A 14276-nucleotide genomic window follows, 5' to 3' on the forward strand; every position below is an offset into this window, starting at 1 on the left:
CTTGAATCAAATGTCTAAGGTTTTAAATTTCCTATCTACTGCAGCACCTCCAACGTTCCCAGCGCGTGCTGCATCAATACTTCTTGGAAAAAGAGCGTGTAAACAGCCTGGGCCTTGTCAGCTTGAGCAGCGACTAGCTGTTGATTGGCGGTAGCCAAATCGACGAAATTGGAAATCCCCAACCTAAATCGCTCTGAGATAGCATTCTGTGCTTCCTCCGCCGCCAACACCTGGATACTCGTATTCCCCTCCTTTTTAACAGCCGCCATATAATTGAGATAAGCTAGCTTCACATCCTGATAGATTTTTCTGTCCAAAGACTCCTTCTGCAAAACCTGATTTTTGTATGCAACTTTACTCCTACTCACATCCAATCTGGTTTGGAAGTTGTTGAATATGGGAATGTTCAAGCTCAGACCTAAAGTGTTCTGTGGGTAAACTTTTAAAAGTTGATCCTGTAGATTCCTGTCATCCAAGGAAGTAAAGAAGGTATTGTAATTATAAAAAGCACCGATTCTTGGATAATACATAGCCTTTATTGCCTGCATGTCCTTTTTAAAGGAGGTCTCCAAGAGTTTCTGCTGCACACCGTCAGCTCTATTGGCTTGAGCAATGTCATACAATTCTGCCATATCCATTCCTTCAAACCTCAACCCTCCTGACCTCGGATCCACCTCTTCCAAGACAGGTACCACTCCCGGCTCCAGCTGCAAATATTCGGACAAGTCCCATACATCATTCTCGTATTGCAACTCTGCATCTACCAGTACAGATTCCAGTCGAGCAACTTCGGATTGCTGATTATACTTGTCTGATAAGGTACGAAGGCCAGCATCTACAAACCCATCTATCTGTCTCAGTGTCTCTTTTTGATTCTCCAGATTTTCTAGAGAAATCCTCACTATTTCCTGATCTAAAAGTACTTGCAAGTAGCGTCTAGCCACATCAAACATCACCTGTTGCTGAGCTCGGTCCAGGCCTTTTTCCCCAGCTTCGTAGGCTAATTTTGCCGACTGCGTATCCAAGATTCTTCTACCGGAATTGAAAATCGGCATACTCATATTCAAGCCTGCATTGACTACCTCATTGGTCACATTCGTCACGACGATTTCACCTTCTATTTGTTGAAACTGCTGTCCCGATTGTTGGGAAAATGAACTGTTGATGTTTGCATTAGGAAGATGAGAAAGTAGCGCATTTTGCTTTTCCAGCTTCAGCACTTCCATGTTATTGGACTGGGTTTGGTAAGTAACATTGGCAGACAAAGCCAAATCTACTGCCTGGCGAAAATTAATTCTCAGCGTATCCTGAGCCTGAATAGTGCCTGTAAGTAGTACTGCTATAAGGAAGGTTATGAACTTTTTATACATGAATAATCGCTTCATCTTTTTCTATTTTTCCGTCCAGCATATCGATCAATCGAGTGCCGTAATCCGCATTTTCTCTGGCATGCGTCGCCTGAATTATTGTCGTTCCTTCCCTATGCAATTCCTGAAAAACCTCCATGATTTCCTTGGCTTGACCTGAGTGAAGATTACCCGTGGGCTCATCTGCCAGAAGCACTCTTGGCCGTCCAGCCACTGCCCTAGCGATTCCTACCAGCTGCTGCTGCCCACCCGATAGTTGCGCTGGAAAAAGATCCTTTTTGGCTACCATATTGAAGCGGTCAAGAAGATTGGCAATGATGCTTTTGCGCTCGGTGGAAGAAACATTCCTATATAAAAGTGGCGTCTCAATATTCTCATAAACCGTCAGTTCATCGATCAAATGATAGGCTTGAAAGATGTAGCCAAACTCACTTTTATGCAGTGCTGCCCGCTCTCGTTCCTTCATTTTGGCCAGATTTCTATCTCCAAACAAATATTCTCCTTCATAATCTTCATCCAACAATCCTAGGATATTTAGCAGTGTAGATTTCCCCGCGCCACTTGGACCCATGATGGTCACAAATTCCCCCTCGCTGATGCTCAGGCTTATTCCTTTGAGTAAAAAAATCCGCTGAAAACGCGATTCTATGTATTTGTCTAACTTCTTAATTTCTATCATTTTATAATTTTTATTACCGTATTTGTGTCACTTGAGATTTCAATCTTCGACTTTTTAAACTCGCTAATCTCTATTCTCTTTTTCTCCGATCTCCCTTCACTACATTGCTACTCACTTTTCAGCGTTTTCGCAGGATTCAATCGGAACACTTTCCAGCTTCTATAGCCTATCGTCAATGTAGCTAAGAACAATACTAGCGCGATTGCCAGAATATAAGGCCAAGGTGAGAACTCCACTTGATTGGCGAAGGATTGAAGCCAAGTTTTGCTAAACCACAACCCAAACCCTACAGCCAAAACTGAGGCTACCACTAGTAACTTGAAGAAATCAGAAGCCAGTACTGAAACCACATCTTTTTGCGTAGCGCCTAGAACCTTACGAATACTGATCTCTCGCGTACGCCGAAGTGCTACATAGGAGACCAAACCAAATAATCCCATACACGCAATAAAAACTGCTATCCCGGAGAATAAGGTGAAAATCACACCCACACGCTCCTCCGAACGGTAAAGCTGGGCATATTCCTGATCCACAAAGCGGTAGTTGAATGGACGGTCAGGCACAAATTTCTTCCAGACTTCCTCGAGGGTCGCCAGCGTGGCAGAAGGGTTTCCCGGTGGGATTTTCACCAGGATCACATTTGCATTGATCTGATCTTTGAAAATTCCAAGCGGACCGATTCTCTCATGCATAGAGTTGAAATAAAAATCTCCCACAACGGCTTTTATTCTGGCATTGGAAAAGCCAAAATTCACCGTTTTTCCAATTGACTCCTCAGCAGTCCATCCCATTTCTTTTATGGCTGATTCATTGAGGATAATGGAAATCAACTCTTCCTTTTCATTGGCCTGATTTCTTGTCAAATCATTTTCGTTAAGATCGGTTCCTGCCAAAATCGCCAGGTTCAGGGTTTCAACGATATCTTCATCCGTAGAATACCCAGTGATCATAAATTCACGGTCATTGTCCCCACCCGGAAAAATAGTGTAGCCGGCTTTGATATGTACGGGCATATCGCCTGCCAAAGCAACGGAACTTGCTGCACCGCTTCTGAGCATTTCAGATTTCATCGTCTCCGCTATATTTCGCATGTTGTAATGATAGGTCAAAGCCACGACCTGCTCTTTATCATACCCCAAACTCACATTTTGCATGTAGTCCAATTGGCTTTTCACCACGAAAGTAGCGATCAGCAGACCTATGGAAACAAAGAACTGAAATACCACTAGCGACTTTCTCACCCAAGCACCTCCTCCCATCTTGGTTTTATTAGCCAACGCCTTAATTGGCTCCATTCCCGACAAGACTAGGGAAGGGTACATCCCGGCAAGCAAGCCTACCACCAGAATCAACCCAATCATAAAGCTCATTCCCAGTGGATTCATCAAGGAATTGGCACTCAGCGGCACTCCACCGATCTGAGAAAATTTTGGCAGAATAAGATATAAACACAGGATACTCAAAACCGTCGCTGCAAAAGTTAGGAGCATGGATTCAGAGACGAATTGTCCAAAAAGCTGTCCACGACCAGCTCCCATTGCTTTGCGAAGCCCCACCTCCTTGTTTCGCTCGGTGGCTTCGGCAGTAGCCAAATTCACATAATTGATTATCCCAATGGCAATCAACAGCAAGGCTACGATCCCGAAAATATATAAATAGCGAATATCCGTTCCTGGTTTGATGCTGCTGAGCGACTGATTACCCAAATGAATCTGGCTTACGGGTTGCAAATGAAAAAACGTTTTATAGCCATATTCTGCTAAGTCTTTTCCTAAGTACTTCTCTTTTATTTCCTCAACTTTCTTTTCAAAACCAGCGACATCCGCACCTTCTTTTAGCTTCACATAAGTATAATAATTACTCGGCGACCATTCAGGCTCGGTGCCATGGCGATGGGATTTGAATGAGGCCAAAAAGTCAAACGCCATGTGGCTATTGGTCGGAAAATCCTCCATCACACCAGATACGGAGTAATCCTCCCCATCCACCTTCATTGCTTTTCCTACTGCAGAAATAGCATCTCCAAAATAACGCTCAGCTGTACTCTTGGTAAGTACCAATTGATTTGGCTCCGCCAAAACCAACGCAGGATTGCCTGAGATCAACTCAAAATCAAACACCTTAAAATAATTCTCATCTGCAAAAGCAAAGGCATTCTCCTCTTGATTCCCTTCTCCCCCATCTACTAGGACGGAAGAAAAAATGCTGATATCAAATAATAAAGTTCCTGTTTCCACTTCAGGAACTTCCTCGATAAGTGTAGGTATGAGGCTTGAAGGAGTAGAACTGACTAGTTGGCTTTCGCCCAGAGAGATAAACTCCTGGTTGAATCTGTAGATTCGATCGTGATCGGCGTACATTTTATCGTAGCTCCACTCATGCTGAATGTATAGGCAAATCGCCAAAAAACTCACGATGGCTATAGTCAATCCGATAAGATTGATACCTGTGTAGAGCTTGCGTTTTTTCAGGTTGCGCAGGGATATTTTAAAATAGTTTTTCCACATAAGAAATTGAAAGATTTAAAATTGGAAGATTACCTTACTCAACTCTTCATTTTAAGTTTATTCCCTAATCCTCGCAAAACAGGTTGCGCTGCTCACGGAGACTGGGACCGAATTCGGTTTCACCTCATTTCCACTTTTATGCCATAAAAAAATGCCTCTGAATTCACTTCAAAGGCATTTTTACACTTTTATTAAGACTTCCAACTCGAACGTTTTTGTTCGCTGGCGAACAAAAGCTATTGTCGAGTTTTAATTTTCAATGGTCAATACTTAAAGCAACAGTCCCATTGATTGAATTTAAAGTTATAGCTGAGTTCGGTTTCGACTTCGCTCGACCTACTGCCAGGTATCAAATTCCAACATCTTAGCTCTAAAATCTACTATCTTAACGCTAAGCTCTTGACACTCGGCTCTTGATTCTATCACCTAGCTACTAGAATTTGCGATACTTTCCTTTCAAATACTTATTCGCTTTTTTCTCAGCAAACTTTGCTTTTTTGCTATCCCAGTGCAGCGTCTCGTTAGGGAATCGACCCGCGATTACGCCCAATAAGATGGTTTCGGTCAGTCGAGAGGCATAAGAGAATGGAGCAGTAGTCTCACCTTTACCTAAGCAAGCATCCACAAACTGATGGTAATGCTTGTTACTTTCAGCAGCGTAATCCTTTACAGGTTTGCCCAGATTGAATGATTCGATATCCATTTCCACATACTTACCATCCACTATTTTGCGCGGTAGCTGCTGGAAATGCGGCAATAACAAACGCCCTTTTTCGCCCATAAACATAGCTCCCTGATCTGGTAACTTATCGCCATTTGGAAGTACTAAGTCCTCATGTGCCTCTGGTGCACCGATTCCATCATACCAAACCCACTTTAAGGTGTCAGCGGTATGTTTGGTACCCGGGAATTCATAAGTCACGATATTATTTGCAGGGAATCCAAAGCCCGTAGGTTCGCGGCACTCATTGACAATCGTGCGAGGAACGTCTAGTTCAAGGGCATTATATGGCGTGTCAAAAATATGAACGCCCATATCTCCTAGCGTACCACATCCATAATCCATCACCTTTCTCCAGTTGCCGGGGTGATAAAACCCTTCTTTATATGGACGCTCTGGAGCAGTTCCTTGCCACAGATTCCAGTCCAGCGTAGCAGGTACAGGATCCGAACCTTCAGGCTCTGGCCCATCGTACCCCCAGTCTTTTGGAGACCAGGCACGCACAGTATGCACCTTACCGATGATACCAGACTGGATCAGTAGCGTCGCTAATTTGTAGTCATAAAAAGAGTGAACCTGAATACCCATCTGAGTCACGAGGTTCTTTTCGGCAGCGAGTTTATTCATTGCTCTAGCCTCACTCACATGATGCGTTAGCGGCTTCTGACAGTACACAGGCTTGTTCATCTCCATAGCCATCATTGAAGCGGGTGCATGGGTATGATCGGGTGTAGATACGATGACTGCATCGATTTCATTGCCCATTTCATTCAACAGGATACGGTAATCACTGTAGGTTTTTGCTGTAGGATGTAGCACCTTGGCTTTCGCCAGATTAGCGCTATCCACATCGCATAGAACCATGACATCTACTTGCGGATGAGATGAAATAGCACCCAAATCTGCCATTCCCATACTTCCAAGGCCAATATGGGCTGTTCTCAGTCGCTCCCCGGCATTCAGTCTAGCCAAAAGAGAAGGTGCCAAAGCAGCTCCCAAAATCCCTAAACCACTTTTTTTGACAAAGTCTCTACGATCAATACTCTGAATTTTCTTACTCATATTCTATTGAAATTATTACTTGGTTGCTTATAATTCTTTGATACTTATATTCTTAAAACGCACGACATCTCCATGTCCTAGAAAGCCAATATGACCGCTGCTACGCTGCAATCCCGGGTGATCTTTTTTATCCAAAGTCCCATTTTTGCTAGCTTCTAGGTAGTCCCCATCTACAATAACCTCTCCATTCAAGATGATTTTGATGTGCGGGTGATTGACTATTACCTCCTGAGAATTCCATTCTCCTACTGGCTTCAAAAAACCGCGCTTCGCTGGTATCACTCCATATACAGAGCCGTGGTATTGATATACCTCCAGGTCTTTAAATTTATCTGCTGTATTGTCCAGGATCTGAAGTTCTTTTCCCACATACGCTGCATCTCCTTCTAGCGGTGCATGGATCCCCAGCCCATTGTTGGCGCCGGGTGTAAGCTGAAAATCAAAGCGAAACACAAAGTCCCCATACTCTTTCTCCGTAAAAAGATTACCACCACCTGTTCCTTTGGGATCAATGACTATCATCCCGTCCTCTGCACGATAGGAAGTCTTATTTCCTACCCATCCGTCCAGATTTTCTCCGTTAAAAAGTGGGGTAAACCCTGCGTCGGAGCTATTTTTCTGACTGCTGCATGCTGCCAAAAAGATTACACAGAGAAATAGTATGGAAAATTGAAGATGCTTGGGTCTTGACATACCAAAGGTTATTTGCTTGAACTAGCGTTTCAAAATATAAACTGAATTGCAATTTAGCGTTTCATGTCAATTATGAACCAAAAAAACTTAATTAAAAATTTTATTTACTTCTGTGGTTATTAATTGATTTTTTAGGAAAAGACAGGTTGATTTTGGCAGAAAGAAACTAGTAAAAAGTAAGTGTAAAAAATCTCTGGAGCTTGCCGCGCTAGGTGCAGAACCAGCTTTTTCTAAGCGTAGAACCGACAGATGTACGGGAGTTTCTACGCTTTTCATTTTGGGAATTTATAATTCCTTTTCCAAAAGTTTAATTCGCTAACAATGAGCGGGCGAATAACTATTCGCCCCTACCTACTCTAAAATAAAAAACCCAAAGGTTAATCACCTTCGCCGTGCCGCCGCGCCGTTGCGAGAGATATTTCCGCTACTCACTCTTCAACACCTTTGCAGGATTGGTTTGTGAAGCCACATAAGAATGTATCCCGACGATCAACAAACAGATCGCCAGCACTCCCAAACCCGCGCCAACAAAGATCCAATAGGGCATATCCACTCTGGTATTGAAGCCATTCAGCCAGTCATTCAGAAAATAATACGCTGGGAAAATTCCAATCAGGAATGACACTCCTACTAGGATCATATATTCTTTGGTGATCAGGAAAAGGATCTGCTGCAGGGTGGCACCCAGTACTTTTCGGATGCTAATTTCTTTGGTACGCTGGGCAATGGTGAAGCTGGAAAGTCCAAATAATCCCAAACAGGAAATCAAAATCGCCAAGGCACAGGCGAATCCCAGCACATTTTTGATCCGGACATCTTCTTGATAAAAACGTTTTATTTGTGCATCTAGAAAGCTAAAGGACGCCTCCTCGTAAGGATATACTGTTCTATAAATCTGCTCCAGACGCTCTTTAGCAGCAGCCAGGTTTTGGTCGGAATTCAGTTTTACATTTACCGACTGAAAATAAGTAGGATTATAGGTAAACAGCAATGGACGAATTTCCTCACGCAGAGATCTGGAATGAAAATCCCCTACTACCCCAATGATTTTCACCTGTCTATCGGAGTATCGAATCACACTGTTCACAGCTTCTTCAGACGAAGCATAACCTGCATCTTTTACAAATTGTGCATTGATTATAATCTCATCATCGCTGGAAATCTTATCCGAACCTGCCAGTAAGGGAATACGATTGACTTGAACAAAGGCAGAATCAACGTTCATCACCTGGATAGCAATCTCCTGCTCGGTGGAGTCCACGGGGATTATAGCGATGGATGTCCAAAGACTCGTAGAAGTCACCAAACTTCCACTCAAACTCGCGCGCTGCACAATCGCTTCCTGATTAAAGCGGTCCTGAAGCTGAAGCATTTTATCCGGATCAGACATGAATGGCACGGGCGCATAGAGCACCGCTTCTTTATCAAACCCTAAAGGCTGACTACTCACATATTTCAACTGATAGTTCAGCACCAACACCAAAATGATAAAGGCGATAGAGGAAGAAAGCTGAATGACCGTAAGATTTTTTCTTAGAAAAACGCCCACCGAAAATTTACCATTTCGAATCATTTCCCCCTTCAAAGCACGCTGAGGATCGTAATTGGAAAGGATAAGCGCAGGGTAAATACCAGTGATAACGGTCAACAAAAGGGGGAATGCTGCATAAAAAAGAATGTTCGAAAGCGAAAAGTAAGCTATCGCAAAACCCTGTGGAAGGTAGGAAGCAAACAGCAGCTTTAATCCTTCGACCAGTCCTAAAGCTAGGATTGTACTAATGATAATAATCAAAAATGTCTCCGCCAAAAACTGTGAAATCAATTGAAGCCTAGTTCCGCCAATAGTTTTTCTAATCCCAACTTCCTTAGATCGGCTGATCGCTTGCGCCGTTTCCAGATTTACAAAATTCAGGGTGGCCAGCACCAATATGATCAAGCCAATAAATATTAACCCTTTTAAAAAAGTCTTTGAAACGTGTGTGTTTCCATAATTTGGCTGAAAATGCATCTCTGAAAGCGGCTCGGTAAAAAAGCTCGTGGCATATTCTCCGTCCTCTTCAGACTCCATGTTTTTTGCTATCAAAGGCTTAAAAGCTTCATCAACTGATTTAGGAAAAACTCCCTTTGCGAGTTTGACAAAAAGCTGGTTGCTGGAGTTAACAGACGTCCAATCATGTAAGCCATACCACTCGATCTGTTCATCCGTTCGGATGGTACTGAAAGAAACGAAATCTGTGAAAATGAAATCTGTATTCTCAAGGTAATCAGCAATCACACCGGTGACTGTAGCATAGATGGTGTCAGATTCTACATACATCAATTCCTGGCCGAGCACGTCAGAAGCTTCAGAGCCAGGGAAATACTTATGCAAACTCGCCTCTGAGATCACGACAGATTCCGGTTGGACCAAGGCTGTTTCGGGATTTCCTGCCAACCATTTTCTAGGAAAAATGGTGAAGAAACCCGGGTCTGCAAAGGTTATTTCATTGCTCCTTCCAAATACCTTTGCTGTACCTGGCAATGTGACCAAGGTCTCATACATCGTATAGAGCCTGCCTTTTTCCTCCAAACCTGCTATCTCATCCGTAATCACCTCTCCCAGTGGTCCCGGAGTTCCGGAATTTGGAAAACTCCCACCGCCATCACCCCAATCTGTAAGGGTGTTGATTCGGAAAATCCGCTCCTTGTCCGGGTGAAACTGATCAAAACTATAGGAATGTGTGACCACATTGAAAATCAGAAAGCAGATCGCAATTCCAATCGATAAACCCAGAATATGAATGCTAGTCCTGAGCTTATTTCTTAAGAGATTTCTCCAGGCTATTTTGAAATAGTTTTTCAGCATGATTTATAGATTTGAAAATTTGAAAATATAACCGGTATATAAGCTTTGATACCAGCAACGAGCGTGATGCATAATAAGAATTTATAATTATCCGCTTTTCTACCAGTAAGGAGGAATAAGCAATGTAGCAAATGTTAAACTCAAGAATTGAGGCCACTTCGGTCTCCGGTCTTCAGTCCGATTGAGCAAGAGAATTTTGGATACGAGCAAGATTGCGGAATGATATAATTTAATAATGTGAATTTTTAGAAATGGACTTCCAGGTCGGTCATTTGATACCTTTCCAAGCTATTTATTCACTTTTTATTGACTCTACAGGGTTAGCATAGGCAGTTTTCCAAGATTGCATTGCTACAGTCAGCCAGGCCACGAGGATGGAAGAAGCGGCAGTTCCCAAGAAAAACCAAGGAGAAATACTCACCTTATTTGCAAATTGGCTGAGCCACTCATCCATAAGGTAATAGCCAATCGGCAATGAGATCAACAGTCCTACTCCTACAGGCATCAAAAACTCGAGGGACAATTTCTGAATAATGCCAAAAACCGAGGCACCCAAAACCTTTCGGATTCCTATCTCTTTGCGTTTGGCCTCAGCCGTGAAAATCGACAATCCCAGTAACCCTAAACAAGAAATAAATAAGGTCAGTAGCGCAAATACGCCAAGGATATTTCCGATTCTAGCTTCCTGATCGTATTGCAAAGCAATAGTATCAGCTACAAATCTATAATCAAACGGAACCCCAGGCAGTAGTGCTTTCCATTTGGATTTAATTGTTTCTAGCTCGCTAAAGCCGAACTTATCTCCAACTCTAAGCAGCAAGTAATTACTTGCGTCAAAGGCTGAAGTTTGAGTAGGAAAATAGATGGTGGGGACGATTTCATCTTTAAGATTCTGGGTGTGATAATCAGCCACTACCCCCACCACAAAGCCTCGGTAATCGGAAAATAGTTGACCATTTTCCTCCGTAAATACACGAACACCCATACCCAAGGCTTCGTCAGGATTCTTCTTCATCCATTCCGCTGCGGATTCATTGATCACTATTCCCAAATCATCCATTGCAGCAAATCGCTCACGCATCATCCGCTTGGTGCCTTGGTCTGAAAACTCTTCGCTGAATGCTCTTCCTGAAATCAGGGGAATACTAAGGTTATCGAAAAAACTAGCATCCACGTATTGCAAATAAACATCCTGCTCATCACCCTCCTTCATGTCTGTATAGGAAAATGAAGGGGACCAACCTGCTTCTACTCCAGGTATAGCACTTACGGCATTGACAGTCTCCACACCAGCTAGACTTCCCAACTCATGTTTCAAGACTCCAAGATTCGCTTTCGCCTGATCATTGAGAGAAATGGCCACTAGTTGAGTGTAGTCAAAGCCCATGTCGGAATTCTTCAAAAAACTATGTTGGTAATAAGCCACTCCACCACAAAAAACCAGCAAAGCTGAGAGCACAAACTGAAATACCACAAGAGACTTGCGAAGACCTGCCTTGCCTCCTGCTCCTCCGGCTTGCTTTAATATCATCTCTGGCTTCAGCCCGGATAGGTAAAAAGCTGGGAAAGTTCCGGCCAACAGGGAAGAAACAATCCAGATAGTAAGAATAAATAAAGGAATGGCAGGATCAGCACTTAGGCTGAAAGAAATTTGTACACCAAGAAGCGCATTAGAAAGGGGGAGAATCAGGTAGATTAACGCTATACCTACGATCAAGGCGATCGCATTCATCAGAAAAGATTCGGTAAGGAATTGACGAATTAATTGACCTCGGAGTGCTCCATTTACTTTTCGAATTCCAATCTCTTTCATGCGCTTGATAGCTTTAGCCGTAGCAAGATTGATAAAATTGATACAGGCCAGCAGCAGTACAAATAGACCTATGGAACCAAAAATAAAGAGCGTCTGCCGGGACATCACGGGAGTCCATTCCCGTTCATATCCAGCAGTCAGATGGATGTCTTCGATCGGTTGAAAGTATTGTAGGTAGTTTTTGGCTTCTTCTGGATTGCGATAGTTACCGATTACTTCCGGGATTTTCTTACTTAGTTCGCTAACGTCAGTGTTGGAGTTTCTTTTTACATAAGTATATCCCTGAGGCCACCAGAAGCTTCCAAATTCTCCATCCAAAGGAAAATTATTGTTTGACTTAAACGAGCTCATCCCGGTGATGAAATCGAATTTCATGTGTGTATTAGAAGGAAGGTCTTCCAGTACGGCTTTGATTTCAAAGAGAGTTCCATCAGAAGCAACGAGGGTTTTTCCTACGGCTGATACATCTCCGAAATACTTGAATGCTTTTGTCTCAGTCAGTGCAAGCTGATAAGGATTATCAAATACGCCATCCCAGGAGCCCTCTTTCAGCGCAAAGCCAAATAACGCGTCAAATCCAGCGTCGGCATAGTAAAAGTGATCTTCTTTGAAACTATCATCCGGGCTGATTCCCTCTGGAGACTTCAGGTACATGCTGGCAGGCACTAGCATGACTACCTCACTTAGTTCATTTGGAAATTCCTTACGAAGCATTGCACTGACAGCACCACCGGTCCAGGCCCATTCCGAAGAATTGCTGACTCTCTGAACCACTCGATAGATTTGATTACTCTCCTGATGAAAAGAATCATACGATCGCTCCTGCTTCACAAAAGCCAGCAGAATCAAACAACAGGCTAAGCCAATAGATAAACCCAAAATGTTAATCAGGGTAAAAGACTTTTGCCTTACCAAATTTCTCCAAGCTATTTCAAGGTAGTTCTTCCACATAGAGAATAGTGCTAGTTTAAGGGTGAAGGACAAAGTCTGTAAATTAGATTATCAAAGAAAATCCAAAAACAAAGAGTTAATCCTCTTCCCTTTATCAAATTTCTGTGCCAGTATAAAAACCATAAAATAGACCCTATTTGCATTTCAAGTAACTTATTTTAAAAATCAAGCGAACATTTTTGTCCGCTGGTGGGCAAAGTCCGAAAAAGAGTTAATTACAAATCCCGCCACTTCTCACAGTTTTGCAAGCTTCATTAGAAAAAATCCAACCTGATCAGCTGCTGAAATATCAAATCATCAGATTGTAATTGGATAAAAGTCAGTAAGATTTCTAATTTTACCCAAGTCACTTTTCAACCCTACTTCCCCATGTCAAGAAAAGAATCAACTAGCGCTAAGAAAAAGAAAGAAAATTCTTCGGATAGAAGATCCTTTTTGCAAAAAAGCACCCTCGCCGCGATGGCGGCATTTCTCGGGGCTGATATTGTGCATGCTGCGAGTATGCCAAAAGGCTACATTCCCGTGATGCTTCCAGCAGATTTTAATCCACTGGAAGGAAAAAGCAAAGAGATGATCGTACGCAATGAGAAACCTTGGAACATCGAGCCACCGGCTCATCTATTGAATGACGCGATCACGCCAGTTTCCAGTATTTTCATCCGAAATAATGGACTAATCCCTGAAGATATAGAGGTGTCTAAATGGACGCTAACGGTGGGTGGTGAGTCAGTGGTAAAAGAAAAAACCTACACCCTCGCCGAGCTCAAAAGCAAATTCAAATCCTACAGCTATCAGCTCGTAATCGAATGTGGTGGAAATGGCCGAGCTGGTTTTTACCCGCAGGCATCCGGAAATCAATGGGAAGAAGGTGCCGTTTACTGTTCCCAATGGACTGGAGTACGCCTTAAGGATGTGCTGGCAGACGTGGGAATCAAATCCGACGCAGTTTACATAGGCTACTACGGTGCTGACAAGCATCTCAACGGCGATCCAAATAAAGTGGTAATCTCTCGAGGTGTTCCGATAGCGAAAGCAATGGAAGATGAGTCTTTATTGGCTTTTCAACTTAATGGAAAAGACATTCCTCTGACACATGGCTATCCTCTTCGATTAGTATGCGGGGGCTGGCCAGCATCAGTTTCTGGCAAGTGGCTGAACAAACTCGTAGTCAGAAACAAGGTGCATGACGGGGAGAAAATGATGGGTGACTCCTATCGAGTTCCAAAATATCCTGTGGCGCCAGGTCAGGAAGTACCGGATGAGGACATGAAAATTATCGAATCCATGCCTGTAAAATCCATGATCACCTACCCAAAAACGGGAGCGATGTTTGGCAAAGACAAAAAACTTACCGTGCAAGGCCATGCTTGGGCTGGGGACCTGGAAGTAAAAGAGATGCAAGTGACTACTGATTTTGGTGCGACTTGGAAAACTTGCACGTTGAAAAAACCTACGAACAGACTTGCTTGGCAACAATGGTCTATAGACCTGACTTTTCCGCAGGCAGGATATTATGAGATCTGGGCAAAAGCCACTGACTCAAAAGGTATCTCGCAAACCATGGTTATGCCAGGCTGGAATCCGAAAGGCTACCTGAATAATGCTTGTCATAGAATCGCCGTCAAAGTAAGCTAAACG

General features: G+C 43.1%; 8 protein-coding genes. 1 reads left to right on the forward strand and 7 read right to left on the reverse strand.

Going from position 1 to position 14276, the window contains the following annotated elements; translation table 11 throughout:
- Positions 1-35: 35 nt before the first annotated feature.
- From ABJH64_RS12880 to ABJH64_RS12910, 7 genes are all read right to left on the reverse strand, one after another.
- Positions 36-1385, reverse strand: a complete 1350-nt coding sequence (locus tag ABJH64_RS12880) for a TolC family protein (protein ID WP_348273974.1) — start codon at positions 1383-1385, stop codon at positions 36-38.
- The gene (locus tag ABJH64_RS12885; RefSeq protein WP_348273973.1) at positions 1363-2046 is read right to left on the reverse strand and encodes an ABC transporter ATP-binding protein; all 684 of its coding nucleotides are present in this window, start codon (positions 2044-2046) and stop codon (positions 1363-1365) included. Before ABJH64_RS12885 ends, ABJH64_RS12880 begins: the two co-directional genes overlap by 23 nt.
- Positions 2047-2153: 107 nt before the next feature.
- Positions 2154-4553 (reverse strand): FtsX-like permease family protein, encoded by a 2400-nt coding sequence (locus ABJH64_RS12890; protein ID WP_348273972.1) that lies wholly within the window; start codon positions 4551-4553, stop codon positions 2154-2156.
- 433 nt (positions 4554-4986) lie between these two features.
- The gene (locus ABJH64_RS12895; RefSeq protein WP_348273971.1) at positions 4987-6336 is read right to left on the reverse strand and encodes a Gfo/Idh/MocA family oxidoreductase; all 1350 of its coding nucleotides are present in this window, start codon (positions 6334-6336) and stop codon (positions 4987-4989) included.
- Positions 6337-6363: 27 nt separating this feature from the next.
- Entirely contained in the window at positions 6364-7029 is a 666-nt protein-coding gene (locus ABJH64_RS12900) for a DUF1080 domain-containing protein (protein WP_348273970.1), read from the reverse strand.
- Between the two features lie 424 nt (positions 7030-7453).
- A complete protein-coding gene (locus ABJH64_RS12905) occupies positions 7454-9874 on the reverse strand; it encodes an FtsX-like permease family protein (protein WP_348273969.1) in 2421 nt (806 codons plus the stop codon).
- A 292-nt stretch (positions 9875-10166) separates the two neighbouring features.
- Positions 10167-12638, reverse strand: coding sequence for an FtsX-like permease family protein (locus tag ABJH64_RS12910; RefSeq protein WP_348273968.1), 2472 nt, complete (start codon positions 12636-12638; stop codon positions 10167-10169).
- A 369-nt stretch (positions 12639-13007) separates the two neighbouring features.
- Here ABJH64_RS12910 and ABJH64_RS12915 point away from each other — a divergent pair, with 369 nt between their 5' ends.
- On the forward strand, positions 13008-14273 hold the full coding sequence (locus ABJH64_RS12915) for a sulfite oxidase (protein ID WP_348273967.1): 1266 nt from the start codon (positions 13008-13010) through the stop codon (positions 14271-14273).
- The last annotated feature ends 3 nt before the right edge of the window (positions 14274-14276 follow it).

Origin of the sequence: Algoriphagus sp., assembly GCF_039969895.1 — a bacterium.
In the GTDB taxonomy this organism is placed as follows: Bacteria; Bacteroidota; Bacteroidia; order Cytophagales; family Cyclobacteriaceae; genus Algoriphagus.

Excerpts from the sequence above, each read along its gene's own strand:
- ABJH64_RS12885 (WP_348273973.1), bottom strand. The coding sequence starts at position 2,046 with ATGATAGAAATTAAGAAGTTAGACAAATACATAGAATCGCGTTTTCAG.
- ABJH64_RS12900 (WP_348273970.1), bottom strand. The coding sequence starts at position 7,029 with ATGTCAAGACCCAAGCATCTTCAATTTTCCATACTATTTCTCTGTGTA.
- ABJH64_RS12915 (WP_348273967.1), top strand. The coding sequence starts at position 13,008 with ATGTCAAGAAAAGAATCAACTAGCGCTAAGAAAAAGAAAGAAAATTCT.
- ABJH64_RS12910 (WP_348273968.1), bottom strand. The coding sequence starts at position 12,638 with ATGTGGAAGAACTACCTTGAAATAGCTTGGAGAAATTTGGTAAGGCAA.
- ABJH64_RS12895 (WP_348273971.1), bottom strand. The coding sequence starts at position 6,336 with ATGAGTAAGAAAATTCAGAGTATTGATCGTAGAGACTTTGTCAAAAAA.
- ABJH64_RS12880 (WP_348273974.1), bottom strand. The coding sequence starts at position 1,385 with ATGAAGCGATTATTCATGTATAAAAAGTTCATAACCTTCCTTATAGCA.
- ABJH64_RS12890 (WP_348273972.1), bottom strand. The coding sequence starts at position 4,553 with ATGTGGAAAAACTATTTTAAAATATCCCTGCGCAACCTGAAAAAACGC.
- ABJH64_RS12905 (WP_348273969.1), bottom strand. The coding sequence starts at position 9,874 with ATGCTGAAAAACTATTTCAAAATAGCCTGGAGAAATCTCTTAAGAAAT.